Genomic DNA, 25,765 nt, shown 5'->3' on the forward strand with positions numbered 1-25,765 from the left:
CGCTCGCGAAGTCAGAACCCGAGCCGGCCGAGCTGCTTCGGGTCGCGCTGCCAGTCCTTCGCCACCTTCACGTGCAGCGCGAGGTAGACCTTGCGGCCGAGCAGGGCTTCGATCTGCGCGCGCGCCGTCGCGCCCACCTCGCGCAGGCGCTGCCCGCCCTTGCCGATGATGATGCCCTTCTGGCTGTCGCGCTCGACGAAGACGTTCGCGTAGATCTCGAGGAGGTCCTTGTCCTCCCGCTCGACCATGTCGTCGACGGTCACGGCGATCGAGTGCGGCAGCTCGTCGGAGACGCCCTCGAGCGCCGCCTCCCGCACGAACTCGGCGATGCGCTCGGTGGTGTCCTCGTCGGTGCGGGCCTCCGCCGGGTAGAGCGGATGCTCCGAGGCGGGCATGAGCTTCAGCAGCTCGTCGACGAGCACGTCGAGCTGCTCGCCCCGGGGCGCCGACACGGGGATGATCGCGTCCCATTCCCGGAGCTCCGACACGGCCAGCAGCTGCTCGGCCACCTTCGACTTCGACGTGGCATCCGTCTTCGTGACGATCGCCACCTTCCTTGCCCGCGGATACTGGTCGAGCTGCTCGTTGATGAACCGGTCGCCCGGGCCGATGGCCTCGTTCGCGGGCACGCAGAACGCGATGACGTCGACGTCGCCGAGCGTCGACTGCACGAGCGTGTTGAGCCGCTCGCCGAGGAGCGTGCGCGGCCGGTGCAGCCCGGGGGTGTCGACCAGGATGAGCTGGCCGTGTTCGCGGTGCACGATGCCGCGGATGGCGCGGCGCGTCGTCTGCGGCTTCGAACTCGTGATCGCGACCTTCTCGCCGACGAGCGCATTGGTGAGGGTCGACTTGCCGACGTTCGGTCGCCCGACGATCGAGACGAACCCGGCACGGTACTCAGCCACGATGGTTCCTTCCGTCGAGCTCACCAGTGTCGAACGCGGACTGCGCGTCGATGAGCGCCTGGTCGCGTTCGACGAGGATCGTCGAGATGCGCTTGCGTCGCCCCTCGGTGCGTTCGGCCTCGAGGATCAGCCCGGACGCGGTCACGCGCTCGCCGGGAAGCGGCAGATGGCCGAGCTCCTTGGCGAGCAGGCCGCCCGCGGAGTCGACGTCCTCGTCCTCGAGGTCGAGCCCGAACAGCTCGCCGAGCTCATCGATCGGCAGGCGCGCGTTGACGCGGTACCGCCCGTCGCCGAGCTCCTCCACCTGCGCCGCCTCCCGGTCGTACTCGTCGGAGATGTCGCCGACGAGCTCCTCGATGAGGTCCTCGAGCGTCGCCAGACCCGCGATGCCGCCGTACTCGTCGACGACCATCGCGAGGTGGTTGGACTCGAGCTGCATCCGGCGCAGCAGCGCGTCGGCCTTCATCGAGTCGGGCACGAAGAGCGCCGGGCGCACGAGTTCGCCGACCGTCAGCTCCTCGGCGTCGAGTGGCCGCTCGAAGCTCAACCTGGCGAGGTCGCGGAGGTAGAGGATGCCGGTCACGTCGTCGGCATCCCGCGCGATCACCGGGATCCGCGAGTAGCCGGCCTTCAGGAAGAGCGCCATCGCCTGCGGCAGGTGCGCCGAGGCGTCGATCGTGACCATATCGGTGCGGGGCACCATCACCTCGCGCGCCACCGTGTCGTTGAACTCGAAGATCGAGTGGATGAGCTCGCGGTCGCCCTCCTCGAGCACCTCGAGCTCGGCCGCCTCGTCGACCATGCTCAGCAGCTGCTCCTCGCTCGACACGCCGGCGAACCGGATCCGGCTCGGCGTCACCCGGTTGCCGAGCGACACGAGCGCGTTCGCGAGCGGACCGAGCAGCACCCGCAGCAAATGCACGAGCGGGGCCGTGAGCCGGAGCACCGTGGCCGGGTGGGCGCGTCCGACGCTGCGCGGACTCGCGCCGACGAGCACGAACGAGACCGCCGTCATGATGAGCGCCGAGTAGAGCAGCACGAGCCACACGTTGTCGACGAACGTCGTGAACGCGAGCGTGACGAGTACGGCAGCCGTCGTGTCGGCGATGATGCGCATGAAGTTCACGGCGTTGACGTGCGCACCCGCGTCGTCGGCGATCGCGAGGAGCGACCGGCGCGCGCGGGAGTCGACCGCGACTTCGGTGACATCCGCTCTCGAGCTCACGCCGATCGCCGAGTCGACGGCCGCCATGAGTCCGCCGAACGCGACGAGCACGAATGCCACGCCGATGAAGAGCCAGGGCTGCATGGTCAGCGGCGTCGCTCCTGCATCGTGAAGCCCACGAGGAGGTCGCGCTGGATGCCGAACATCTCCTTCTCCTCGGCCGGCTCGGCGTGGTCGAATCCGAGCAGGTGCAGGATGCCGTGCGTCGTGAGCAGGGTCAGCTCGTCGGAGAGCGGATGCCCCGCCGTCTTCGCCTGCGCCTCGGCGACCTGCGGGCACAGCACCACGTCGCCGAGGAGGCCCGGCGGCGTGGGCTGCTCCTCGGTGCCGGGGCGCAGCTCGTCCATGGGGAAGCTCAGCACGTCGGTCGGCCCGGGCTCATCCATCCACTGCACGTGCAGCTGTTCCATGGCGCCCTCGTCGACGAGCACGATCGCGAGCTCGGCATCGGGGTGCACGTGCATGGCGTCGAGCACGTAGACCGCGAGTCGCTGCAGAGCGGCCTCGTCGACCTGGATGCCGGACTCGTTGTTGACCTCGATGCTCACGCCTTGCCGCCCTTCCGGGGCAGGTGGTCACGAGGAGCGTTGCCGCGGCGCTCGGCGCGATTGGCGAACTCGCGCGCCTGCTCGCGCTCGAAACGCTGCGCCTGCGATCGCTGGTCGAACTCGGTGTACGCGTCGACGATGCGGCTGACGAGCGTATGGCGCACCACGTCGTCGCTCGTGAGCCGCGAGAAGTGGATGTCGTCGATGTCCTCGAGGATGCGGGTGACGATGCGCAGTCCGCTCGAGCCGCCCGGCAGGTCGACCTGCGTGATGTCGCCGGTCACGACCATCTTCGAACTGAACCCGAGTCGCGTGAGGAACATCTTCATCTGCTCGGGCGTGGTGTTCTGGGCCTCGTCGAGCACGACGAACGAGTCGTTGAGCGTGCGGCCGCGCATGTAGGCGAGCGGTGCGACCTCGACGGTGCCCGATGCGAGGAGCTTCGGCACCAGCTCGGGGTCCATCATCTCGTTGAGGGCGTCGTAGAGCGGGCGCAGGTACGGATCGATCTTCTCCGTGAGCGTGCCGGGGAGGAATCCGAGCCGCTCCCCCGCCTCCACGGCTGGCCGGGTGAGGATGATCCGATTGACCTCCTTGCGCTGCAGCGCCTGCACGGCCTTCGCCATGGCGAGATAGGTCTTCCCCGTTCCGGCGGGGCCGATGCCGAAGACGATGGTGTTCTCGTCGATGGCGTCGACGTACTGCCGCTGGCCCTCGGTCTTCGGCCGGATCGTCTTGCCGCGGGCGGAGACGATGACCTGTCCGAGCATCTCGCTCGGCTTGGCGTTGGGATCGGCTTCGAGCATCCGGGCGGAGCTCCTCACTTCGGTTGGTGTCGGGTCCTGGCCATTGCGCACGAGCTCCAGGAGTTCTTCGATGAGGCGGCGCACGCGCAGGCGCTCGTCGGTCTCGCCGCGGATGGCGATCTCGTTGCCGCGCACGTGCACCTCGACGCCGGGGAATTCGCGCTGGATCGACGAGAGCAGTCGGTCCTGCGGTCCGAGGAGCCGCACCATGGCGATGCCGTCGATTCGGAGCCGTTCCTCGTCATCGCGTAAGGGCCGCGGCACCGTGGCATCGGCCTCTGGACCCCGCGGATCAGCCGGCAAGCGATGCCTCCTCGAGGCCGCCCGCGAGGACGTGGGCGTGCACGTGGAACACGGTCTGGCCCCCGCCCGGGCCGGTGTTGAAGACGAGGCGGAAGTCGCCGTCGGCGAGGTCGTCGGCGACGCGCTTCGCCATCTCGACGAGCTCGGCGAGCAGCGCTGGGTCGCCCGACGCGAGTTCGACCACGTCGCGGTAGTCACCGGCCTTCGGCGCGACGATGACGTGCACCGGCGCCTTTGGCGCGATGTCGTGGAACGCGATCACCCGGTCGGTCTCGGCGACGATGCGCGCGGGAAGTTCGCGCGCGGCGATGCGTTCGAAGAGGGTCGACTCAGCACTGGTGGTCATGCTCCCATCGTAGCGACGGATGCCTCACCACCGCCCGAGCGCGACGCTCAGCACCGCGATCGCGGCAGGCCCCGCCGTGGAGGTGCGCAGCACGGATGCCCCGAGCCGCACGGGTTCGGCCCCGGCCGCGATCAGGCGGTCCAGTTCGCCCGGCGCGATGCCGCCCTCGGGACCCACGACGAACGCGAGATCGCGGCCGTCGGGCCGGACGACGGTGAGCGCCGTCGCGGCCGTGGGTTCGAGCAGCAGGATGCGCGCGCCGGCGAGCCGGTCGGGCAGCTCGGCGGTCGTGGCGACCGGCGCCACCTCCGGCAGCCGGGAGCGGAGAGACTGCTTGACGGCCTCGCGCACGATGGCGGCCCAGCGCTGCCGGCCCTTCTCGGCCTTCGGTCCCTCCCACCTGGACATCGACCGCGTAGCGGCCCACGGCACGACGGCGTCGACGCCGAGCTCGGTCGCCGCTTGCACGGCGAGCTCGTCGCGGTCGCCCTTCGCGAGGGCCTGCACGAGCGTGATGCGCGTCGCGGGCGCCTTCTCGCGGACGATCTCGGCCGCCTCGAGCACGAGTGCGCGCGCCCCGGTCGACGTGACGACGCCGTGCACCAAGATGCCGCGGCCATCGCCGATCGCGATCCGCTCCCCGGGGCGCACCCGCGCGACGGTGACGGCGTGCCTCGCCTCGTCGCCGGTCAGCTCGACGTGGTCCCCGGGGGCGACGCGGGCGAGATCGAGCGACTCGTCGAGATACAGGTGGCTCATCGCGGCATCCGCTGGTTCCTGAGCATGTGAACGCTCAGCCCAGGAAGCGGTCGCGCAGTCTCGCGAACAGGCCCTGCTGGAAGTGGCTCAGCTGCGGCGCCGTCGGCTTCTTCGACGACGCGAACTGCTGGATGAGAACGCGCTCCTTCGACGAGAGCTTCGTCGGCGTCACGACCTGCACGCCGATCTTCAGGTCGCCGCGGCCGGCGCCGCGGAGCCTCGTGACCCCGCGGTCGTTGACCGTGAGGATCTCGCCGCTCTGCAGGCCCGGCCGGAGTTCGACGTCGACGTCGCCGTCGAGCGCCGCGACCGTGGTGGTGGTGCCGAGGATCGCATCGGTCATGGCGACCTCGAGCGTGCAGAGCAGGTCGTCGCCGTTGCGGCTGAAGACCTCGTGGTTGCGCACCTTGATCTCGAGGTAGAGGTCGCCGTTGGGGCCGCCCGCCGGACCGGCCTCGCCCGACCCCGGCATCTGCAGCCGCACGCCCGTGTCGACGCCGGCGGGGACATCGACCGGCACGGTGCGCCGCGCACGCACCCGGCCCTGGCCCTGGCAGGTGACGCAGGGCGTCGCGATGATCGTGCCGTAGCCCCGGCAGGTGCCGCAGGGGCTCGACGTCATGACGTTGCCGAGCAGCGAGCGCACCGCACGCTGGATCGAACCGGTGCCGCCGCAGATGTCGCACGTGACGGGCGACGTGCCCGGCTGGCAGCACGAGCCGTGGCACGTCTCGCACACGACGGCCGTGTCGACGTCGATGTCGCGGTGCGTACCGAAGATCACCTCGTCGAGGCCGACCTCGACGCGGATGAGCGCGTCCTGACCGCGCTCGCGACGCGACCTGGGGCCGCGGCTGGCCTGGCCGGCGCCGAAGAACGTCTCGAAGATGTCGCCGAAGCCGCCGAAGCCCTGTCCGCCGAATCCGCCCTGGCCGCCGCCCAGGTCGTACTGCTGCCGCTGCTTCGGGTCGGAGAGCACGTCGTACGCGTGCGTGACCTGCTTGAAGCGCTCGGATGCCTCGGCGCCCGGGTTGACGTCGGGGTGGAGCTCGCGGGCGAGGCGACGGTACGCCTTCTTGATCTCGTCGGGGGTGGCGTCGCGCGAGACGCCGAGGACCTGGTAGTGGTCGGCCACGGAGGGGCTTGTCCTTTCGATTGCCGGATGCCGGTCGGAACGACGGGCGTCGGATCAGCTCTCGCCGAGCGTGCGGGAGAGATAGCGGGCGACGGCGCGTACGGCCGCCATGCTGGTGGAGTAGTCCATGCGGGTGGGGCCCACGATGCCGAGGCGCGACACATCGCGGCCCGGTATCTCGAAGGCGCTCGAGACCACGGAGGTCTCGCCGAGGCCGAACGGGGCGTTCTCCCGCCCGATGCGCACCACCACGGCATGCTCGTCGGTGGCCATCTCGCCGAAGAGGCGGAGCAGCACGACCTGCTCCTCGATCGCCTCGATGACGCCGAGGATCGAACCGGGGAAGTCCTGCTCGGTGGCGACGAGGTTCGCCGCACCGGCGACGACCAGCCGGTCGGGGCGCTGCGCGCGCGCCTGGTCGGCAAGCGTCGCGGCGAGCGTGTGCAGCACCTGGGCGTGGCGTCGGTCGACGCTGTCGAGCTCACCCGAGAGCGCCTCGGCGGCATCCGCCATCGTGCGGCCGCCGGCGAGCTCGTTGAGGCGAAGCCTGAGACCGGCGAGGGTCTCGTCGTCGACCGGGTGCTCCACCTCGGCGAGGCGCTGCTCGACCTGCCCGGAGTCGGCGATCAGGATGCACAGCACCCGGGTGGGCGCGATCGAGACGAGCTCGACGTGCCGTACCCGGGCGCTCGCGAAGCTCGGATACTGCAGGACGGCCAGCTGCTTGGTGAGCTGCGACACGAGCCTAACGGTGCGCGCGAGCAGCTCATCGAGATCGCTCGACTCGCCGAGGAACGTCTCGATGGCCTGGCGTTGCGCCTGGCTCATGGGGCGGATCTCGGTGAGCTGGTCGACGAAGATCCGGTAGCCCTTGTCGGTCGGGATGCGGCCGGAGGAAGTGTGCGGAGCCGCGATGAGCTCCTCCTCCTCTAGGAGCGCCATGTCGTTGCGGATGGTGGCGGCGGACACGCCGAAGGCGTGCCGCTCGACGATCGTCTTGGAACCCACGGGCTCCCGTGACGCCACGTAATCCTGCACGATCGCGCGGAGCACGGCGAGACTGCGTTCGGAGACCATGGTCCTCGCTTCCACTCCTTTAGCACTCCGTGTATCTGAGTGCTAATACTATCGCCACATCCTGCGCGGCGACCCGGGAAAGAACCCGTTGCCAGCGCTCGTCGCGCGACGATACCGTATGGGTACTCCGCCGTCCCGGCAGCGATCATCCCCCCTCGCGCCCTCGCGGCTCAACCGTGAACCCCCTGAAAGGCATGCCATGACCGACCCCAACGTCCCATCCTCCGATCCGAACGCCGCGACTCCGCCCCAGCCGGTGGCGGCAGCCCCCCTCTCGCCCGAGCAGGACATCCAGTGGGGCTCGTTCGCCCACCTCGGCGGCATCCTCGGGTTCCTGCCGGCGCTGATCATCTGGCTCGTGCTCAAGGACCGCGGCTCGTTCACGAACACCGAGGGCAAGGAGGCGCTGAACTTCCAGATCACGCTGCTCTTCGGCTACGTCATCTCGGCGATCCTCATCGTCGTCTTCATCGGCGCGATCCTCTCGTGGGTCGTCTGGATCCTCGGCGTGGTCTTCTCGATCATCGCCTTCCTCAAGGCGAAGGACGGCGCGCACTACCGCTACCCGTTCGCCATCCGCCTCATCAAGTGATCCGCGCGCAGGTTTCCCCCGCCGCTGGGGCGTCCTACTCCCGCGGCGGGCGTTGCTGTGCCAGCATGAACCGAATGAGTCTCGCCACGAGGACGAGCCCGAACGAGGAGATCTGATGTCCGACACCCCCACGCCGCCCCCGCCGCCCCAGAGCCCCTACGAGCAGAGCCCCGCGCTCAGTCCGAACGACGAGAAGCTGTGGGCGACCCTGATCCACATCGGCGGCATCTTCTTCGGCTTCATACCGGCGCTCATCGGCTACCTGATCCTGAAGGAAAAGGGCCCGTTCGTGCGAGCGCACACCGCCACCGCGCTGAACTTCCAGATCACCATGACGATCGCCTACGTGGTCGGGTCGATCCTGACTTTCGTGATCATCGGCATCTTCATCCTGATCGCGGTGTGGGTCATCGTGATCATCTTCAGCATCATGGCTGCGGTGAAGGCCAACCAGGGCCAGCCCTACACGTACCCGCTCTCGATCAAGTTCGTGAGCTAGGTCTCGGTACGCGTCCGGCTTCGCCGGACGTCATTCGACCACCGAATCCTCGAGCAGGCGCCTGACCACGGTGTCCGCGAACAGCCGCCCTCGGTTGGTGAGCATCAGCGCACCGGCGAGGGCGGCTCTCGCGTCCACGAGGTCGTCGGCGATGAGGCCCGCGACGACCCGCCGCCCGCCGGACCCCAGCGACGCCACGCTGAGGCCGTCGCGAAGGCGCGTGGCGAGCAGCACCCGCTCGGTCTCACGCGTCGAGGCGTCGAGCACCTCGCGGCCGACCGCCGGCGAGTGGCCGGCGGTCACCCGGTCGGCGTACGCGGCCGGGTGCTTGGCATTCCACCACCGCACCCCGCCGACGTGGCTGTGCGCGCCCGGCCCCACACCCCACCAGTCGTCGCCGCGCCAGTAGCCGAGGTTGTGGCGTGAGCGGTGCCCGGCCGCAGTGGCCCAGTTGCTCACCTCGTACCACTCGTATCCCGCCGCGCCGAGCAGCTCGTCGGCCAGTTCGTACATATCGGCCTCTAGGTCGTCGGAGGGTTCGGCGAGCTCGCCTCGGCGGATCTGCCGCGCGAGCTTCGTGCCGTCCTCGACGATGAGTGCGTAGGCGCTCAGGTGGTCGGGGCGTTCGGCGATCGCGGCCTCGACGCTCCTCCTCCAGTCGCCGAGCGACTCCCCCGGCGTGCCGTAGATGAGGTCGAGGCTCACGTCCAGACCGGCATCCCGGGCCCAGCGCACGACGAGGGGCACACGCGCGGGATCGTGCGTACGGTCAAGCGCCGCGAGCACATGCGGCACCGCGGACTGCATGCCGAACGACACGCGCGTGAATCCACCCTCGGCGAGCCTGGCGAGGTCGTCGGGCCCAACCGAGTCGGGGTTCGCCTCGGTCGTCACCTCGGCGCCGGCTGTGAGGCCGAACTCGGAGCGCACGGCATCGAGCATGCGCACGAGGTCGGCTGCGGGCAGCAGGGTGGGCGTGCCCCCGCCGAAGAACACCGTCTCGGCCGGGCGCTGAATCACCTCCGATGCCTCGAGCACTCGCCGCGACATCCGGATCTCGCCGATGGCGTGGTCGGCGTAGTCGACCTGCCGGGCACCCCGCAACTCGCTCGCGGTGTACGTGTTGAAGTCGCAGTAGCCGCAGCGGACCCGGCAGAACGGCACGTGAACGTACACCCCGAACGCGCGACCATGCGCACCGTCGGCCGCCGACGGCGGCAGCAGCCCATCGAGGGGGGCGGGCTCGCCGAGCGGGAGGGCCGACGCCATCAGGCGTAGGCGGGATGCAGCGCCCGGAGCTCGATGCGCGTGAGCTCGCGGCGTTTTCGACGCTGGGCCGGCGCGAGGCCGCGCGTGTCGAATATCGAGCGGATCGTGAGCCACACGCCGTCGTCGTCGCGGTGCTCGAGGATGAACGACTCCTCGCCGCTCTCAGGCCCCCCGCCGGTGGTGCCGTACGCCAAGCCCACCCGCTTCGGCTCGTCGATCACGTAGACGACGAGCACGGGCGTGCGGTGCCGGCGGATGCGGCCGCGACGCACCAGCGTCGCCGTCATGCCGGCCGCGATGTACGGCGTGCCGTCGGGTCCGAACCGGTCCTCCTGGCGGAGCGCCGGCTGCTCGGCGAGCGGGGTGCCGTTGGCGTCGTAGACGATGCCCGGGTACTGCGCGCCCGTGCCGGCCGAGACATCCGTCACCTCGAAGCCCGCACCCTTCTGGATGCCCCAGGTCATGAGCGCCTCGGCGGAACGCGCGAAGCGGTCGGCGCCCGAGCCGAGACGCACGGAGTCCTCGGCGGGCCGGAATCCGGTGGGCGGGTAGCGCAACAGGTCGGGGTCGAGCGTCGCGCCGATAGCGCCGTACGTGACCGACTGGTCGGTGAACGTGCTGCGTCGGGTCATCCGTTCATTCTACGGATGTCGCCTGACCGGCTCCTCGGAACAGCGAGCGTGCGCCTCGGCGGCACACAGGCGTCGGCGGCGCTCCGGCCGCCAGAACATGCGCACGCGACCTGCTTCCGCCGCTGACTCCTGTTTCGGGAAGGGCACCCGTACGGTGACTACTTCTTGGCGTCCTTCTTCTCGGTCTCGCCCGAGAGCGCGGCGATGAACGCCTCCTGGGGCACCTCGACGCGGCCCACCATCTTCATGCGCTTCTTGCCCTCCTTCTGCTTCTCGAGGAGCTTGCGCTTGCGGGTGATGTCGCCGCCGTAGCACTTGGCCAGAACGTCCTTGCGCATGGCCCGGATCGACTCGCGCGCGATGATGCGGGCGCCGATCGCGGCCTGGATGGGCACCTCGAACTGCTGACGCGGGATGAGTTCGCGCAGGCGCCCCGTCATGAGCACGCCGTAGGCGTAGGCCTTGTCGCGGTGCACGATGGCGCTGAACGCGTCGACCTGTTCGCCCTGCAGCAGGATGTCGACCTTCACGAGGTCGGCGGCCTGCTCGCCCGCGGGTTCGTAGTCGAGCGAGGCGTAGCCGGCGGTCTTCGACTTCAGGTTGTCGAAGAAGTCGAACACGATCTCGCCGAGCGGCATCGCGTAGCGGATCTCCACCCGGTCTTCGCCGAGGTACTCCATGCCGAGCAGCGTGCCGCGACGCGACTGGCAGAGCTCCATGATGGTGCCCACGTAGTCCTTCGGAGCGAGGATCGCGGCCCGCACGATCGGCTCACGCACCTCGGCGATCTTCGCGCCGGTCGGGAACTCGCTCGGGTTCGTGACGGTGACGGTCTTCTTGTCTTCGGTGGTGACCTCGTAGACCACGCTCGGCGCCGTCGCGATGATGTCGAGGTCGAACTCGCGCCGCAGGCGCTCGGTGACGATCTCGAGGTGCAGGAGGCCGAGGAACCCGCAGCGGAACCCGAAGCCGAGCGCGACCGAGGTCTCGGGCTCGTAGACGAGCGCGGCATCCGAGAGCTTCAGCTTGTCGAGCGCCTCGCGCAGCTCGGGGTAGTCGCTGCCGTCGATCGGGTACAGGCCCGAGAACACCATGGGCAGCGGCTCGGTGTAGCCCGCCAGCGCCTCGGTGGCCGGCTTCGACGCGGTCGTGATGGTGTCGCCGACCTTCGACTGGCGCACGTCCTTCACGCCCGTGATGAGATAGCCGACCTCGCCCACGCCGAGGCCCTTGGTGGGCGTGGGCTCGGGTGCGCTCACGCCGATCTCGAGGATCTCGTGCGTCGCCCTCGTCGACATCATCTGGATCCGCTCGCGCGGGTTCAGCTTGCCGTCGACCATGCGCACGTACGTGACGACCCCGCGGTAGCTGTCGTACACGGAGTCGAAGATCATGGCCCGCGCCGGGGCATCCGGGTCGCCCACCGGAGCGGGGATGCGCTCGACGACACGATCGAGGAGCTCCTCGACGCCCACGCCCGTCTTGCCCGACACGCGCAGGACCTCGTCGGGCGAACCGCCGATGAGGTCTGCGAGCTCCTTCGCGTACTTCTCGGGCTCGGCGGCCGGCAGGTCGATCTTGTTCAGCACCGGGATGATCTCGAGGTCGTTCTCGAGCGCCAGGTACAGGTTCGCGAGCGTCTGCGCCTCGATGCCCTGCGCGGCATCCACCAGCAGGATCGCGCCCTCGCACGCCGCGAGCGAGCGCGAGACCTCGTAGCTGAAGTCGACGTGGCCGGGGGTGTCGATCATGTTGAGGGCGTACGACGTGTCGCCGACCTGCCAGGGCATGCGCACGGCCTGGCTCTTGATGGTGATGCCGCGCTCGCGCTCGATGTCCATGCGGTCGAGGTACTGCGCGCGCATGTCGCGGTCGCTCACCACGCCGGTGATCCCGAGCATGCGGTCGGCGAGGGTGGACTTGCCGTGGTCGATATGCGCGATGATGCAGAAGTTCCGGATCAGCGCGGGGTCGGTGGCGGCGGGCACCGGAGGGTCAGCGGCTCGTGGGGACATCCTGACGATTCTCCCATGACTTGCGAACCGACTTTCGACGGATGGCTCGGCGCAGGCCCCGCGGTTACGCTGACAGCACCATGACCGCGATCGAGGCCACCGACGCACGCGTGGCGCCCTCGGCCCTGCGCCCGGTCTTCCTCACGCTCCGATTCGGCCTGCACGTGCTCGTGGTCGGCCTCACCCTCTTCGTCGTCGTGCGCGCGCTGCTCGCGGATGCGCCGACCGAGGTGCCGGTCATGATCCTCGCGGTCGCGTTCCTCGCGTGGTACGGCACGGGCGTCGCGGCCGCGCACCGCCACCTGCCGGCCTGGGCGCAGGTGGCGTGGCTCATCGCCCTGCTCGGTCTGTGGGTCGCGCTGTCCGCCCTCACGCCGGATGCCGCGTACCTCGCGTTCCCCCTGTTCTTCCTCGAGCTGCACGTGCTCGCGGCACCCATCGCGGTGCCGCTCGTGGTCATCACCTTCGGCCTGTCGGTGTGGGGCAGCGCCTCGCACCTGGGCTTCGAGGTCGGGTCGATCCTGGGGCCGCTCATCAGCTCGGGCGTCGCCATCGTTATCGGGCTCGGCTACCGCGCCATGTCGCAGGAGACCCGCGACCGCCAGGCGCTCATCCTCGACCTGCTGGCCACGCGCGAGGAGCTCGCCGCGGCGAGCCGCGAGGCCGGAACGCTCGCCGAGCGCGAGCGCCTCGCCCGCGAGATCCACGACACGGTCGCGCAGGGCCTCTCGAGCATCCAGATGCTGCTGCATGCCGCCGAGCGCGACATCGACGACGAGCGCACCCGGGAGAAGCTGCGCCTCGCCCGCGTGACGGCGGCCGACAACCTCGGCGAGACCCGCCGTTTCATCCGGGAGCTCACGCCCCCGTCGCTCGACGAGCAGACGTTGCCCGCGGCGCTCCGCCGGCTCGCCGATGCCGTGAACGAGCAGGCCGAGCAGTCCGGCGCGCGGACGCGCGTGACGTTCCGCACGAGCGGTACGCCCATGGTGCTGCCGATGGCGGCCGACGCCTCGCTCCTGCGCATCGCGCAGGGTGCCCTCGCGAACGTGCTGCGGCATTCGGATGCCACCCGCGCCGAGCTGACGCTCAGCTACCTCGGTGACGAGATCGCCCTCGACATCGTCGACGACGGCGTGGGCTTCGACGCCGCCGCCGCGCAGCGTGACGAGGCCGACGGCGTCAGGTTCGGCCTCAGGGCGATGCGGCAGCGCACCGAACGGCAGGGCGGCACGATCGCGGTCGAGTCCGCGCCCGGCGAGGGCACCGCGGTCTCGGTGCGCATCCCGGTGGTGGCGCCATGATCCGCTTGCTGCTCAGCGACGACCATCCGGTGGTGCGGGCGGGAATCCGAGCGCTCCTCGAATCGGAATCCGATCTGGAGGTCGCGGCCGAGGCCGCGACGGCGGAGGACGCGGTGCGCCTGGCCGAGACATCGGGTGTCGACCTCGTGCTCATGGACCTGCAGTTCCCGGGCGCGCTGCAGGGCGCGGAGGCGACGCGCCGCATCCGCTCGCACGACGGCGCGCCGCGCGTGCTCGTGCTGACCAACTACGACACCGACGCCGACATCCTGGGCGCCATCGAGGCGGGTGCCAGCGGGTACCTCCTGAAGGATGCGCCGCCCGCCGAGCTCGTCGCGGCCGTGCACGCTGCGGCCGTCGGCGAGTCCGCCCTCGCGCCCGCGGTGTCCTCACGGCTCGACGGCTCGCGCGCGGGCGGCGAGCGACTCACGGTGCGCGAGGCCGAGGTGCTCTCGCTCGTCGCCGAGGGCAGGTCGAACCGGGACATCGGCCGCGCGCTGTTCCTCAGCGAGGCGACCGTGAAGTCGCACCTCGTGCACATCTTCGCCAAGCTCGGCGTCGGCTCGCGCACGGCCGCCGTGGCGCGGGCCCGCGAGCTCGGCGCGATCAGGACGGGCTGACGGATGCCACGCGCCCGCGTCGTGCTCGTGCACGGGATACGCACCTCCGCCTCGATGTGGCGGCGGCAGCTCGCCGTGCTCGCCCGCCACGACATCGAGGCCGTCGCCGTCGACCTGCCGGGGCACGGGGCCCGAATGGACGAGCCGTTCGGTCTCGACGACGCCATGCGCGTCATCGACGAGGCGGTCGGGTCGGGACGGGCGGGCGAACCGGGGTCGACGATCGAACGGGGTGACGACTGGAATCGCACCCCGCGGCTCCTCGTGGGGCTGAGCCTCGGCGGGTACCTCGCGATCGAGTACGCGGCGACGCATCCGGGCCGCATCGACGGGCTCGTGGCTGCCTCCTGCGGAACCCGACCGAGGGGGCCGGGCCTCGCGGGCTACCGTCGTCTCGCCGAGCTCATCGGCCGGCTGCCCGATCGCGGACGGGGCATGAACGACCTGATGGCGCACCTCTTCCTCTCCCCCGGGGCCGTGGCCGACGTGCTCGGCGGCGGCGTCGCTCTCGAGGTCATGTCGCCCGCGCTCGGCGTGGTCGGCGAGCTCGACCCCGAGGCGGCGCTTCGACGCATCGAGGTGCCCGTGTGGTTCGTGAACGGGCAGTTCGACCACTTCCGCATCGAGGAGCGGCGCATGCTCCGTGCGGCACGCGACGCTCGGCTCGTCGTGGTGCCCGGGGCGACGCACCTCGTGAGCCTGGCGCGTCCCGACGAGTTCACCGCCGCGATCCTCGGCGCGGTGGCCGAACTCGATCTCCGGGCCTCCCGTCATCGACGCCGGCGCCGCGTTGGTGCCGCTCGCGAGTAGCTGGTATCGTTGTCTGTTGGCTTGCGTGCGGGTCCCACCCCGCACGAGACGCCGCGTCGGCCCCTCTACCGCGCGCGGCACATCCGGTACCCGCACACGAACGAAAGAACACCACGTGGCAAACATCAAGTCGCAGATCAAGCGCATTCGCACCAACCTGAAGGCGCAGGAGCGCAACAAGGCCGTCAAGAGCGAGGTCAAGAGCGCCATCCGCGCGACCCGCGAGGCCATCGCCTCGGGCGACAAGGAGAAGGCGACGACCGCCCTCCACGTCGCCACGCGCAAGCTCGACAAGGCCGCCTCGAAGGGCGTGATCCACAAGAACCAGGCCGCGAACCGCAAGTCGGCCATCGCGAAGCAGGTCGCCGCGCTCTGATACAACGCTGTTCTGCTCGAAGGCCCCGCATGAATCGTGCGGGGCCTTCGTCGTTGCCGGGCTCCGGATGCCTCGGTCGCATCGTGTGCCCGGGTACGCATCGGCCGCCGCATCGGTCCGATATGGCGGATATGCGATCCGGCGCGCCGGTCGGTTCCGCATTTCCGCGGGATTGCCGATCGTATATCCGCAGTCTCCGACGCGAGGAGTGACCGCGAGCGCGGCCGGTGCAGCACACCGTCGAGCGGATGCCCCGGAGCGGGCGCCTCAGGCGAGGTCGCGGCCGCGCGCGGCGATGATGCCGACGAGCCGCTCGAGCGCGAACACGGGGTCGCGCTCGGCGCCCTTCACCGCGGCGTCGGCCGCGGCCAGCGACTCGATCGCGCGGCGGAGGCCCTCGTCGCTCCAGCCGGCGAGGTCGCGCCGGGCGCGGTCGACCTGCCAGGGCGCGAGCCCGAGCGACGAGGCCACCCGGGGGCCGCCGCCCCGCACCCCGGAGACCTTCGCCATGGTGCGCACCTTCACGGCGAAGGCCGCGACGATGGGCACGGGATCGGCGCCGCTGTCGAGCGCGTGCCGCAGCGCGATGAGCGCGTCGCCGTGCCGCCCTGCGATGGCGGCGTCGGCGACAGCGAACGCGTTGGTCTCGACGCGACCGCCATAGTACCGTGCGACCACCGCCTCGGTGATCTCGTCTGGCGCGTCGGCAATGAGCTGTCGGCATGCCGCCGAGAGCTCGGCGAGGTCGTCGGCGAATGCGGCCACGAGCGCCCTGAGGGCGCGCGGGTCGACCTTGCGGCCCGCGGCCCGGAACTCGGCCGCAGCGAAGTCCTGCTTCTCGACGTCCCTCTTGAGCTCGGCGCAGACGATCTCGACACCACCGCCGATGCCCGCGCGGATCGCGTCGAGGAGCTTCTTGCCGCGCTGACCGCCCGCGTGGCGCAGCACGAGCGTCGTCGACTCGGCGGTCTGCTCGAGGTACTCGAGCGCGTCGACGAGGAAGTCGTCGCTGGCGCGCTCGACCGCGTTGACCCGGATGAGCCGGGGTTCGCCGAAGAGCGACGGGCTCGCGAGGGTCAGCAGCTCGCCGCGACGATAGCCGTCGGCCTCGAGATCGCTGACCTCGAGCGCCGGGTCCTCGGAGCGGAGGAAGTCGCGCAGCAGCCCGCCGGCTCGCTCGGCGAGGAGTCCCTCGGTACCGGAAATCAGCACGACCGGCGCCGGTCGGACCTCGTTCCACGCCAGCTGCGGAATCGCGACGCCCGTGCGCGCCGACGCCCCTGCTCGCGTCGCGCCTGACCGTGCCGCCACCGCACCTCCCGTTCCAGCTCAAGTCTAGGCGCGACCGCCGACGGCGCCTCCGCCCCGCTCGGTCCAGAGCCCGAAGCCTCCGGCGTCGTCGGCGGTGAGTACCGCGGTTCCCGAGCGGTCGGTGCGCACCGGGGTCGTGCCCGTCGCGGTGAGGATGTCGAGCAGCCGATCGGTCGGGTGGCCGTACCCGTTCTCGGCCCCGACGCCGATCATGCCGACGGTCGCACCGAGCTCGCGGTACAACGCCTCGCTCTGGTCGGCCGAGCCGTGGTGGGCGACCTTCACGAGATCGACCCGACCCAGGTCGAACGACCTGAGGAGCCGGAGCTGCGCTTCCTCGCCGAGGTCGCCCAGGAACACGCCGCGGTACCCGGGCGCGTCGAGGTCGAGGACGACGCTCGCGTCGTTGCCGGGAACGGCGCGTGCTTTCGGCCAGACCACGCGCCACCGGGCGTCGCCGAGCTCGCCGCCATGGCCCGCCGTGACCTCGATCGTCGCGGCGCCGCCCAGCGCCAACGGGTCGAGCACGCGATCGGAGCGATCCCCGTCGAGCGGACCATGGATGACCGTGTCGACCCGTCCCGCGACGGCACCCGCTCCCCCAACGTGATCGGCGTCCCAGTGCGTGAGCACCAGGAGGTCGATACGTTCGATGCCGAGCATCGTCAGGCAGCGCTCGAGCGCGAAGGGCTCGGGTCCGGTGTCGATGAGCGCCGTCGCTCCCGCCGAGCGCACGAGCACCGCATCGCCCTGCCCGATGTCGCACGCCGCGACATCCCAGTCGCGAGGACGCGTCGCCGCGCCCACGAGCGGACCGCCCGCCGCTGCCCCGAGCGGCATCGCCGTTGCCAGCACGAGCAGCGCCGCCGCCAGCCCGCGCAGCCAGGAACGCCCCGGCGGCAACAGCGCGAGCCAGAGCGCCAGCGCCGTGCCCGCGACGAGCAGCAGCGCGCCCGGGGCATCCGGCAACCAGGGCAGGCGACCGCCCGGAAGCGCGGCCGCGCCGTGCGCCACGAGCGCGATCCACGACGCGGGGAGCCACGCGACCTGGAGGAACGCCATGCCCACCGACGGCAGCAGGGGCAGCGCGAGGCATCCCAGGAGGCCGACGACCGTGCCGATCGGAGCGGCTGGGGCCGCCAGCAGGTTCGCGGGCACGCCGTAGAGGGCGATCGCGGGGTCCAGCAGTACGAGGATCGGCTGGCAGGCCAGCTGCGCCGCAAGCGGCACGGCGAGCACGCCGGCCAGTGGCGTGGGCATGATCCGCGAGAGCCGGGCGGCCAGCGGAGCCGTGAGCAGCAGCAGTCCGCCCGTCGCGGCGGCCGAGAGTGCGAAGCCGTAGTCGCGCGCGAGCCACGGGTCGAACGCGAGCAACACGATGACCGCGACCGAGAGCGCCGCGACGCCGCCGCCAGGCCTGCCGGCGGCGAGGGCGACGAGCACCACGACCGCCATCGTGCCCGCGCGGATGACGCTCGGCTGCGGCGTGACGAGCACGATGAAGCCCGCGAGGGCGAGCATCGCGACCACGATCCGCCCCGTCCTCCGCACCCGGCAGAGCCCGGCGACGACAAACGCGGCGGCCGTGACGATGGCGCAGTTCGCACCGGACACGGCCGTGAGGTGACTCAGCGAACTGGCCTTCATCGCAGCCCCGAGCGCCTCCCCCACGGCGCTCGTGTCGCCGATGGCGAGCCCAGGCACGAGGGCGGCCCCGTCACCGGCCAGTCCGCGGGCCGCCTCGGCGAATCCCTGCCGAAGGCCGCCCGCCCATGCCAGCCACGGCGGCGCGGCGTCGACGACGCGCACGTCGCCGGCCGCGCGAAGTCGGAAGCCGCTCTCCTCAGAGGCGGGCAGCCGGCTCACCCGCGCGTCGAACCCGAGCCGGGCGCCCAGTTGCACGTGCTCGGCGGGCACCTGCACGCTGGTCGTGACCGCCACGGGAGAGACCGCCAGCCCGCCGACGGCGACGAGCCGCGCGTCGATGCGCAGTGTCGGATCGTCGGATGCCTCGGCCCACACCGGCCCCCGCATGGCGCGTGGCGCGGACACGACCTCGACGACGACCTCGACCGTGCTGTGGTGCACGGCCGTCGCGACGAGCGGCGAAGCGGCCCGTTGCGCGAGCGTATTCGCCGCGGTCGCAGCGACCAGCCCCGACGCCGCGAGTGCCACCAGCAGCAACGGCCACGCGAGCCGCAACACGCCGCCGTCCTCTCGTCGCCGACCAAGGAGGAGCAGTGCGAGCACCGCCGCACCGGCACCCCAGATCGTCGCGGCGATCACGCGGGGATCCAGTCCCACGTCGGGCGCGCCGACCACGAGCCACGCCGTCGTCCAGGCCGCGACGGCCGGGACGAGCAGCCTGAGGTCGCCCACTCAGGGCGCCACGAGTTCGGCGAGGCCCGAGAACACCGCGTCGCCGATGCCCGCGACCTCGAGCAGCTGGTCGGCGCTCGTGAACGGCCCGTTGGCCTCGCGCCAATCGACGATGCGTTGCGCCAGCGCCGGACCGATGCGCGGCAGCGTGTCGAGCTCGGCGATGTCGGCCGTGTTCAGGTGCACGAGCCCGTCGCCTGCGGGGGCGGCGGCTCCCGGCACGGCGCCACCAGTCGAGCCCGCCGGCGGCGCCTGGCCGATCGCAAGCACGACGAGCTGCTCGCCATCCACCACGGGTCGCGCGAGGTTGACGGCCGCGGGGTCTGCGTCGGCGGTGAACCCGCCGGCCGCGGCGACGGCGTCGACCACCCGGGCGCCCGCACCGAGCTCGACGAGACCCGGCTCGGCCACCGCTCCCAGCACATGCACGAGGAGCGGCTCCGAGCTCACCTCGACGTCGCCGCCTGCACCCGTTTCCCCCATGGCCGACCCAGCATCGAGCGGCACGATGGAGCCTTGCTCGCCGCCCCCGCTCGAGGCGAACGACAGCATCGCCGCGATCGCCACGGCCACGATGAACAACACGACCGCGGCACCCACCGCGATGCGTACACGGGGCGCCGCACGGCGCGCCGAGGGGTCGAGCGCGGCGAGCGGATCGGGTTCGAGGCGCGCGGGCATGACCCGCACGCTACCGGCGCCCGGCCGGCCTCATGGGCGCGGCGACGGCTCGCGTGCGCCACCGGCGCGCGGACCCCCTGTCGAGGAGGAGTCGTCAGCTGCGCGTGGCGATGTTCACGAGGCGCGGTGGGCGCACGATCACGTTCGCGATCTCGCGATCGGCCAGCGCCCGTGCGACCCCGGCCGACCCGCGCGCGAGCGCCTCGAGCTCGTCCGACGAGATCTTCGGCGACACCTCGAGCCGGTCGCGCACCCTGCCGTCGACCTGCACGATCGCGGTCACCGATTCCTCGACGAGAAGTGCCGGGTCGGCCTTGCGCCACGTCACGAGGGCCACACTCGGCTCGTAGCCGAGGCGCTGCCACATGTCCTCCGCGGTGTACGGCGCGAACACGTCGAGGATCATGGCCGTGACCTCGGCCGCCTCGCGCACGGCCGCGTCGGCCGGACCGGCGCCCGAATCGATGGTCTTGCGCGTGGCGTTCACGAGCTCCATGAGCCGCGCGACCACCACGTTGAACTTGAACGCCTCCATGAGCGCGGGAGCGTCGGCCAGCACGCGGTGCGTCATGCGCCGCAGCGCCGGGTCGCCTGTCTTCCACTCGACATCGGGGCTCGACGTGACCTCGCCCGATATGCGCCACGCGCGCGCGAGGAACTTCGCCGAACCCACGGGCGAGACATCCGCCCAGTCGATGTCGTCCTCGGGCGGACCCGCGAAGGCGAGGGTCACGCGCAGCGCGTCGGCACCGTGGGCGCCCAGCTCGCTCGCGAACTCGACCAGGTTGCCCTTCGACTTCGACATCTTCGCGCCGTCCATGATGACCATGCCCTGGTTGAGCAGGGACGTGAACGGCTCGGTGAAGCTCAGGTATCCGAGGTCGAAGAGCACCTTCGTGACGAAGCGCGAGTAGAGCAGGTGCAGGATGGCGTGCTCGACGCCGCCGACGTACTGGTCGACGGGCAGCCACTTCTCGGCCTCGGCGACATCGAATGCCTGCGTGTCGTCGTTCGGGTTCAGGTAACGCAGGTAGTACCACGAGCTGTCGACGAACGTGTCCATCGTGTCGGAGTCGCGGCGCGCCGCTCTCCCGCAGTTCGGGCAGGCGACGTTCACCCAGTCCTCGGCGGCGCCGAGCGGGCTCGTGCCCTTCGGCTTCAGGTCGAGGCCCGCGGCATCCGGAAGCCTGACCGGCAGATCGCTCTCGGGAACCGGCACCTCGCCGCACTCGACGCAGTGGATGATCGGGATGGGCGTGCCCCAGTAGCGCTGGCGCGAGATGAGCCAGTCGCGCAGGCGGAAGTTCTTCGCCGCCCGGCCGAGACCGCGTTCATCGAGCATCTCGATGACCCGGCGGATGGCGTTCGACTTGGAGAGGCCGTCGAGCGGTCCCGAGTTGACGAGGCGACCCTCGCCCGCGAGGGCGATGCCCGTCGCGGCCGGGTCCTCGAGCATCACGCCGTCCGGCATGACCGGGTCGCCGTTGTCGTCGAGCTGGATCACGGGGAGGACCCCGGTGACGGGCGCCGTCGTGTCGACGACCACGCGCACCGGCAACTCGAACGCTCGCGCGAAGTCGAGGTCGCGCTGGTCGTGCGCGGGCACGGCCATGATCGCGCCGTGACCGTAGTCGGCGAGCACGTAGTCGGCCGCCCAGATCGGCAGTCGCTCGCCGTTCGCGGGGTTGATGGCGTACCGCTCGAGGAAGACGCCCGTCTTTGGGCGCTCGGTCGAGAGCCGCTCGATGTCGCTCTCGGCGCGCACCGAGTCGAGGTAGCCCTGGAACCGGGCCTGCACCTCGGCGGATGCCCCGGTCGCGAGCTCGGCCGCGAGCTCGGAGTCGGGGGCGACCGCCATGAAGGTCGCGCCGTACAGCGTGTCGGGCCGCGTGGTGAACACCTTGACGCGCTCGTCGCGGCCCTCGATCTCGAATTCGACGTCGGCGCCGGCGGAGCGGCCGATCCAGTTGCGCTGCATCGTGATGACCTTCGACGGCCAAGCGCCCTCGAGCTGGTTCAGGTCGTCGAGCAGGCGGTCGGCGTAGTCGGTGACGCGGAAGTACCACTGCGTCAGCGCCTTCTTGGTGACGATGAAGCCGCACCGCTCGCAGTGCCCGTCGATGACCTGCTCGTTCGCGAGCACCGTCTGGTCGTTCGGGCACCAGTTCACGAGGCCGGCCTTGCGATAGGCGATGCCCTTCTCGTACAGCTTCAGGAACAGCCACTGGTTCCACTTGTAGTACTCGGGGTCGCTCGTGTGCAGCTCACGCGACCAGTCGAACGAGGGTGCGTAGGTGCGGAACGAGCGCTTCTGCTGCTCGATGTTGTCGTACGTCCAGCCGCGCGGGTCGATGCCGCGCCTGATGGCGGCGTTCTCGGCGGGCAGGCCGAAGGAGTCCCACCCGACGGGGTGCAGCACGTCGAAGCCCTGGTGGCGCCAGTACCTGGCGACCGTGTCACCGTAGCCGAACGCCTCGGCATGGCCCATGTGCAGGTCGCCCGACGGGTACGGGAACATGTCGAGGATGTACTTGCGAGGCTTGGTCTCGCCGGGGCGGCCGGCGCGGAACGGCTGGAGTTCGTCCCACACGGGAAGCCACTTCGCCTGGATGGCGGCGAAGTCGTAGGCACCGTTCTCGGCGTGGGCCTGGTCCTGATCCTGTGCCACGTGACTCTCAATCGTGTGTCTGTGTCGCTGCGGACTCGGTCCGCGCCTGCTCCGGGCACGCCGAATCGCGGCGCGCACTCGGACATCCAGCCTACTCACTCCGCGGGGTCGGATGCCGCGCCGAGCACGGCGAGCAGGGCCCTCGCCTTCACGCGGGTCTCCTCGATCTCCTCGTCGGCGACCGAGAGCGCCGTGATGCCGCCGCCCGTGCCGATGCTCGCACCCGCAGGGGTCAGCACGATGGAGCGGATGACCATCGCGAGGTCGGCGCTGCCGTCGACCGCCAGGTACCCGAACGCGCCCGAGTAGACGCCCCTCGGGCCCGCCTCGAGCTCGTGCAGGATCGTCATGGCGCTGTGCTTGGGCGCGCCCGTCATGGATCCCGCCGGGAAGGCGGCCTGCACCACATCGAGGGCGGTGAGCGGATGCCGCAGCCGCGCCTCGATGGTCGAGACGAGCTGGTGCACGTGCGCGTACTCCTCGACGGCCAGGAGGCTCGGCACGCTCACGCTGCCGAGCTCCGCGATGCGTCCGAGGTCGTTGCGCATGAGGTCGACGATCATGAGGTTCTCGGCGCGCTCCTTCTCGCTCTCGACGAGCTCACGCCTCAGCGCCGCGTCGACCGCCGCGTCGGTGCCGCGCGGCCGAGTGCCCTTCATGGGCCTCGTCGAGACGATGCGATCGGTGTCGACGTGCAGGAAAAGCTCGGGTGAGGCACTGAGGAGGGCGATGTCGCCGAACCGCACGTAGCCGCCGTGGTGACTGGGGCTCGATGCGCGCAGTGCGAGGTAGGTCGTCGCCGGATCCGGACGTACGTCGACATCGACCCGGTTGGTGAGGCAGAGCTGGTAGGCGTCACCGCGCAGGATGGCGTCCTGGCAGCGGGCGATGAGCTCGGCGTAGTGCCGCGGATCGTGCCGCCAGCGCGCGGCCGGCGGCGCGAAGTGCGGCTTCGCGGCCGGCAGGTCTGGCTCGCCGGCGGCCGACTCGTCGATCGCCGCAATGGCCGCCCCGAGCTCTTCGGCCCACGCAGCTGCGGCAACAGCCTCGGCCTCGGAGTCGGCCTCGAGCCACGTGAGCCGCACCTCGCGCGCGTCGTGGTCGAACATGATCGCGCGGTCGACGAAGAGGAACGCTGCATCCGGTGTCTCGGCGCGCTCGGCGGGCACGTCGTTGAGGTACGCGCCAAGCTCGTACCCGAACCAACCGAACCAGCCGAGCGGGCCCGAGCCAGAGCCGTGCTCGCCGGTCGCGACCTCGCCGAGGCCCGCTGCGAGGGCGTCGAAGACGGATGCCGCCTGCGTCACCGGTGCGGCACGAGCGTCCAGCGGCGTGGAACTCGTCACCGTCGCGGCCATCGCGTCGGCCGTGACGAACACGCTGCCGGGGTGACCGGCGGCGAGGACGCTGGTGCCGGATGCGGCATCCGCCCCGCCGTCGAGCCACACCGCGTACGTGGCCTCGGCGTACCGCGCCCGGAAGACCGACCCGGGATCCTTCCACGCGGGGAGCGTGCGGGAGTGGATGCGTCGCGGCATCCTCTCAGCGTAGGGCGATCGGGGTGGGCGGACGCCGCACGCAGACAGCGACGGGCGGACGCGTTGCGCGTCCGCCCGTCGTCATCGTGTCAGCCGATCACGGGTGGTACTGGAAGATGTACAGCCCGCTATCGCGATCGGAAGCCAGCACGTACTCCTCTTCGCCGAGCTGGTGCACCTCGACGCCCCAGAAGTTGTTGCCGCCCTCGTCGATGAAGTGCCCGACCTCGGTGAGCCCGTTGGGGCCGTAGCTGACCACGCGGAACCCGGCCGCGTAGTACGAGATGTACGCGAGGTTCTCGTCGGGGTCGGTCGCGACCTCGTGCACCGAAAGGTCGCCGGAACCCGACGCGTGCGCCTCCATCTGGCTCTCGGGAACGTAGTACTGGTCGAGGTCCTCCATGCTGGTGGCGTCGAACAGGTGCACGTAGCCCCAGCCGTCGAACACCGCGCTGATGTCGACGTCCTGCCCGTAGGCGCCGACCGCCGTCGGGATGGCGTACGGAGTGGCGCCACCGCAGGTGTAGTCAGCAGGGACACCACCCGTGAGGATGCGGAACCCGTCGGTCCGCGAAACGAACACGGCCGGGATGTCGGCGGCGACGAGCATCGACACGAGGGCTTCGCAGTTGCCCGCGGCGTCGCTGTTGAAGACGATCGCACCCTCGTAGCCCTTCGCCTGCACATTCTGCACCTTGTCGGTGAAGGTGCAGGTCCCGCGCTCGATGACCGCGATCGACGCCTCGGCGTCGGCTTCCGGAATCGAGGCCGCGTCGCACGCGAGTCCGACGGACCTCGTTCCGCCAGCGAGGCTGGTGTCCTCGTCGATCGCTGGCACATCGGAGCCCTGGATCGCCGTGAACTCCGTGCCGTCCGCCATCGTCGCTGTCACCCGGTACGGGTCGAAGTCCTCATCGGTCGCGATGAAGTACTTGTTGTCGTTGGTGAACTCCGCCTGGTGGGCGTTGCCCTCGGGCGTGACCGACGGGCGGACCGGATCGACCGCTTCGAAGTCGGTGTCGGCGATGAACACCGGGTTCGCCGGGTCATCGACGTCGAGCTTCACGTACCCGCCGTCCCAGTAGGAGAGCAGCATGGTCTGCACGCCTCCGATCTGCTTCACGACCATGTCGTGCAGGAAGACCGCGTCGCCGTGTACAGCGCCCGCCACCTGCGCGGTCTCGTCGCTGAGGTCCGTCTCGGAGATCAGCACCGGCTTCGACGGGTCCGTGATGTCCATGATGTCGACGTCGGTCACTTCCTCATCGTCGACGAGCACGGCGTAGGCCTTTTCGCCGTCGACCCACATCCGCACCGAGTGGGTCTCGTTGGCCTTGGTCTGCGCCTTGCCCGGGTTCGAGAAGTCACCGGCGCCTTCGACCAGGATCTTGGGCTTCGTCGGGTCGGTCACGTCGACGAGCGTCATGCCGCCGATGCCGTTCTCGAAGCCCGGGCAGATCTCGTTCTGGAACGCGAGCAGCTCGCCCGTGAAGTACTCGGTCTCGAGGTGGATGACCTGCGAGCCCTCACCGCTGAACGTGCCCTGGTGGCTGGGGATGAGGGTGACGAGTTCGGGTGCTGTCGGGTCGGAGATGTCCACGATGTAGACGCCGCCGCGATCGCACTGCGGCTCCCAGAACGCAGTGAGGTAGGCGTAGTCGCCGTAGGCGGAGACATCCGCGATTCGACCCGGCTCCTCCATGCCCTCGAAGAGATCGAGATTGCCGATCAGTTCGACGTTCTCGCTCGAGCCCTCGGGGTACAGGTGGCCCGCGTCCTCGTTGTGCTGGGCGTGATGCTGATGGGTATCCTTACCGGAGTCGAGAACCCCGTCGTCCACGTACTCGGTATCACTGTGCGCGAACGCCGGTCCGGCGCCCACGACGAGTGCGGCCACGGCGACGAACGCCGCGCCTGCTCGGATTGCTCTCATCGACGGTTTCTCCTCAACTCTCAGGTGAATCACA

23 protein-coding genes are annotated in these 25,765 nt (G+C 70.6%); 6 read left to right on the forward strand and 17 right to left on the reverse strand.

Annotation, left to right across the window (positions count from 1 at the left end; all coding sequences use genetic code 11):
* Positions 1-11 precede the first annotated feature (11 nt).
* From era to hrcA, 8 genes are all read right to left on the reverse strand, one after another.
* Complete coding sequence (gene era / locus IEX31_RS01605; protein WP_188741670.1) at positions 12-905, reverse strand: GTPase Era; 894 nt, start codon at positions 903-905, stop codon at positions 12-14.
* Positions 898-2,214 (reverse strand): hemolysin family protein, encoded by a 1,317-nt coding sequence (locus IEX31_RS01610; RefSeq protein WP_188741671.1) that lies wholly within the window; start codon positions 2,212-2,214, stop codon positions 898-900. The genes era and IEX31_RS01610 overlap by 8 nt, the downstream gene beginning before the upstream one ends.
* 2 nt (positions 2,215-2,216) lie before the next feature.
* Positions 2,217-2,678 carry an rRNA maturation RNase YbeY gene (ybeY, locus tag IEX31_RS01615; RefSeq protein WP_188741672.1) on the reverse strand — a complete coding sequence of 154 codons (462 nt, stop codon included), beginning with the start codon at positions 2,676-2,678 and terminating at the stop codon, positions 2,217-2,219.
* Positions 2,675-3,694, reverse strand: a complete 1,020-nt coding sequence (locus IEX31_RS01620) for a PhoH family protein (protein ID WP_188741815.1) — start codon at positions 3,692-3,694, stop codon at positions 2,675-2,677. Before IEX31_RS01620 ends, ybeY begins: the two co-directional genes overlap by 4 nt.
* Before the next feature lie 82 nt (positions 3,695-3,776).
* Positions 3,777-4,133, reverse strand: coding sequence for a histidine triad nucleotide-binding protein (locus tag IEX31_RS01625; RefSeq protein WP_188741673.1), 357 nt, complete (start codon positions 4,131-4,133; stop codon positions 3,777-3,779).
* A gap of 24 nt (positions 4,134-4,157) precedes the next feature.
* A complete protein-coding gene (locus IEX31_RS01630) occupies positions 4,158-4,892 on the reverse strand; it encodes a 16S rRNA (uracil(1498)-N(3))-methyltransferase (RefSeq protein WP_188741674.1) in 735 nt (244 codons plus the stop codon).
* 34 nt (positions 4,893-4,926) lie between these two features.
* The gene (gene dnaJ / locus IEX31_RS01635) at positions 4,927-6,027 is read right to left on the reverse strand and encodes a molecular chaperone DnaJ (protein WP_188741675.1); all 1,101 of its coding nucleotides are present in this window, start codon (positions 6,025-6,027) and stop codon (positions 4,927-4,929) included.
* Between the two features lie 54 nt (positions 6,028-6,081).
* Positions 6,082-7,104 carry a heat-inducible transcriptional repressor HrcA gene (hrcA, locus tag IEX31_RS01640; protein WP_188741676.1) on the reverse strand — a complete coding sequence of 341 codons (1,023 nt, stop codon included), beginning with the start codon at positions 7,102-7,104 and terminating at the stop codon, positions 6,082-6,084.
* Between the two features lie 199 nt (positions 7,105-7,303).
* Between hrcA and IEX31_RS01645 the strand changes: the two genes are divergently transcribed.
* Complete coding sequence (locus IEX31_RS01645; protein ID WP_188741677.1) at positions 7,304-7,696, forward strand: DUF4870 domain-containing protein; 393 nt, start codon at positions 7,304-7,306, stop codon at positions 7,694-7,696.
* A 115-nt stretch (positions 7,697-7,811) separates the two neighbouring features.
* Positions 7,812-8,195, forward strand: a complete 384-nt coding sequence (locus IEX31_RS01650) for a DUF4870 domain-containing protein (RefSeq protein WP_188741678.1) — start codon at positions 7,812-7,814, stop codon at positions 8,193-8,195.
* Between the two features lie 30 nt (positions 8,196-8,225).
* Here the strand turns inward: IEX31_RS01650 and hemW are convergent, their stop codons facing one another.
* The 3 genes from hemW to lepA form a co-directional block, all read right to left on the reverse strand.
* A complete protein-coding gene (hemW, locus tag IEX31_RS01655; RefSeq protein WP_188741679.1) occupies positions 8,226-9,464 on the reverse strand; it encodes a radical SAM family heme chaperone HemW in 1,239 nt (412 codons plus the stop codon).
* The gene (locus IEX31_RS01660) at positions 9,464-10,096 is read right to left on the reverse strand and encodes a DUF1990 domain-containing protein (protein WP_188741680.1); all 633 of its coding nucleotides are present in this window, start codon (positions 10,094-10,096) and stop codon (positions 9,464-9,466) included. The genes hemW and IEX31_RS01660 overlap by 1 nt, the downstream gene beginning before the upstream one ends.
* Positions 10,097-10,254: 158 nt before the next feature.
* Complete coding sequence (gene lepA, locus IEX31_RS01665) at positions 10,255-12,111, reverse strand: translation elongation factor 4 (protein ID WP_188741681.1); 1,857 nt, start codon at positions 12,109-12,111, stop codon at positions 10,255-10,257.
* An 80-nt stretch (positions 12,112-12,191) separates the two neighbouring features.
* Here lepA and IEX31_RS01670 point away from each other — a divergent pair, with 80 nt between their 5' ends.
* The 4 genes from IEX31_RS01670 to rpsT all read left to right on the forward strand — a co-directional run bounded on the left by IEX31_RS01670 (position 12,192) and on the right by rpsT (position 15,221).
* Entirely contained in the window at positions 12,192-13,415 is a 1,224-nt protein-coding gene (locus IEX31_RS01670; RefSeq protein WP_229662021.1) for a sensor histidine kinase, read from the forward strand.
* The gene (locus tag IEX31_RS01675) at positions 13,412-14,035 is read left to right on the forward strand and encodes a response regulator (RefSeq protein ID WP_188741682.1); all 624 of its coding nucleotides are present in this window, start codon (positions 13,412-13,414) and stop codon (positions 14,033-14,035) included. Before IEX31_RS01670 ends, IEX31_RS01675 begins: the two co-directional genes overlap by 4 nt.
* Before the next feature lie 3 nt (positions 14,036-14,038).
* Positions 14,039-14,845 (forward strand): alpha/beta fold hydrolase, encoded by an 807-nt coding sequence (locus IEX31_RS01680; protein ID WP_188741683.1) that lies wholly within the window; start codon positions 14,039-14,041, stop codon positions 14,843-14,845.
* Between the two features lie 115 nt (positions 14,846-14,960).
* On the forward strand, positions 14,961-15,221 hold the full coding sequence (gene rpsT, locus IEX31_RS01685) for a 30S ribosomal protein S20 (protein ID WP_188741684.1): 261 nt from the start codon (positions 14,961-14,963) through the stop codon (positions 15,219-15,221).
* A 267-nt stretch (positions 15,222-15,488) separates the two neighbouring features.
* On the opposite strand, the gene holA is transcribed toward rpsT, so the two are convergent.
* The 6 genes from holA to IEX31_RS01715 form a co-directional block, all read right to left on the reverse strand.
* On the reverse strand, positions 15,489-16,532 hold the full coding sequence (holA, locus tag IEX31_RS01690) for a DNA polymerase III subunit delta (RefSeq protein WP_188741685.1): 1,044 nt from the start codon (positions 16,530-16,532) through the stop codon (positions 15,489-15,491).
* A 24-nt stretch (positions 16,533-16,556) separates the two neighbouring features.
* Positions 16,557-18,911, reverse strand: coding sequence for a ComEC/Rec2 family competence protein (locus IEX31_RS01695; RefSeq protein ID WP_188741686.1), 2,355 nt, complete (start codon positions 18,909-18,911; stop codon positions 16,557-16,559).
* Positions 18,912-19,592: a ComEA family DNA-binding protein gene (locus IEX31_RS01700; protein WP_188741687.1), complete on the reverse strand. Its 681-nt coding sequence runs from the start codon at positions 19,590-19,592 to the stop codon at positions 18,912-18,914. It lies immediately after the preceding gene.
* Positions 19,593-19,686: 94 nt separating this feature from the next.
* Complete coding sequence (leuS, locus tag IEX31_RS01705; protein ID WP_188741688.1) at positions 19,687-22,260, reverse strand: leucine--tRNA ligase; 2,574 nt, start codon at positions 22,258-22,260, stop codon at positions 19,687-19,689.
* A 95-nt stretch (positions 22,261-22,355) separates the two neighbouring features.
* The gene (gene pabB / locus IEX31_RS01710) at positions 22,356-23,798 is read right to left on the reverse strand and encodes an aminodeoxychorismate synthase component I (RefSeq protein WP_188741689.1); all 1,443 of its coding nucleotides are present in this window, start codon (positions 23,796-23,798) and stop codon (positions 22,356-22,358) included.
* A 97-nt stretch (positions 23,799-23,895) separates the two neighbouring features.
* Positions 23,896-25,731 (reverse strand): PA domain-containing protein, encoded by a 1,836-nt coding sequence (locus IEX31_RS01715; RefSeq protein WP_188741690.1) that lies wholly within the window; start codon positions 25,729-25,731, stop codon positions 23,896-23,898.
* Positions 25,732-25,765 lie beyond the last annotated feature (34 nt).

Source organism: Agromyces bauzanensis (assembly GCF_014645655.1).
GTDB lineage: Bacteria > Actinomycetota > Actinomycetes > Actinomycetales > Microbacteriaceae > Agromyces > Agromyces bauzanensis.

Excerpts from the sequence above, each read along its gene's own strand:
- IEX31_RS01610 (WP_188741671.1), bottom strand. The coding sequence starts at position 2,214 with ATGCAGCCCTGGCTCTTCATCGGCGTGGCATTCGTGCTCGTCGCGTTC.
- IEX31_RS01620 (WP_188741815.1), bottom strand. The coding sequence starts at position 3,694 with ATGGTGCGGCTCCTCGGACCGCAGGACCGACTGCTCTCGTCGATCCAG.
- IEX31_RS01625 (WP_188741673.1), bottom strand. The coding sequence starts at position 4,133 with ATGACCACCAGTGCTGAGTCGACCCTCTTCGAACGCATCGCCGCGCGC.
- IEX31_RS01630 (WP_188741674.1), bottom strand. The coding sequence starts at position 4,892 with ATGAGCCACCTGTATCTCGACGAGTCGCTCGATCTCGCCCGCGTCGCC.
- hrcA (WP_188741676.1), bottom strand. The coding sequence starts at position 7,104 with ATGGTCTCCGAACGCAGTCTCGCCGTGCTCCGCGCGATCGTGCAGGAT.
- IEX31_RS01645 (WP_188741677.1), top strand. The coding sequence starts at position 7,304 with ATGACCGACCCCAACGTCCCATCCTCCGATCCGAACGCCGCGACTCCG.
- IEX31_RS01650 (WP_188741678.1), top strand. The coding sequence starts at position 7,812 with ATGTCCGACACCCCCACGCCGCCCCCGCCGCCCCAGAGCCCCTACGAG.
- hemW (WP_188741679.1), bottom strand. The coding sequence starts at position 9,464 with ATGGCGTCGGCCCTCCCGCTCGGCGAGCCCGCCCCCCTCGATGGGCTG.
- IEX31_RS01660 (WP_188741680.1), bottom strand. The coding sequence starts at position 10,096 with ATGACCCGACGCAGCACGTTCACCGACCAGTCGGTCACGTACGGCGCT.
- lepA (WP_188741681.1), bottom strand. The coding sequence starts at position 12,111 with ATGTCCCCACGAGCCGCTGACCCTCCGGTGCCCGCCGCCACCGACCCC.
- IEX31_RS01670 (WP_229662021.1), top strand. The coding sequence starts at position 12,192 with ATGACCGCGATCGAGGCCACCGACGCACGCGTGGCGCCCTCGGCCCTG.
- IEX31_RS01675 (WP_188741682.1), top strand. The coding sequence starts at position 13,412 with ATGATCCGCTTGCTGCTCAGCGACGACCATCCGGTGGTGCGGGCGGGA.
- IEX31_RS01680 (WP_188741683.1), top strand. The coding sequence starts at position 14,039 with ATGCCACGCGCCCGCGTCGTGCTCGTGCACGGGATACGCACCTCCGCC.
- IEX31_RS01700 (WP_188741687.1), bottom strand. The coding sequence starts at position 19,592 with ATGCCCGCGCGCCTCGAACCCGATCCGCTCGCCGCGCTCGACCCCTCG.
- pabB (WP_188741689.1), bottom strand. The coding sequence starts at position 23,798 with ATGCCGCGACGCATCCACTCCCGCACGCTCCCCGCGTGGAAGGATCCC.
- IEX31_RS01715 (WP_188741690.1), bottom strand. The coding sequence starts at position 25,731 with ATGAGAGCAATCCGAGCAGGCGCGGCGTTCGTCGCCGTGGCCGCACTC.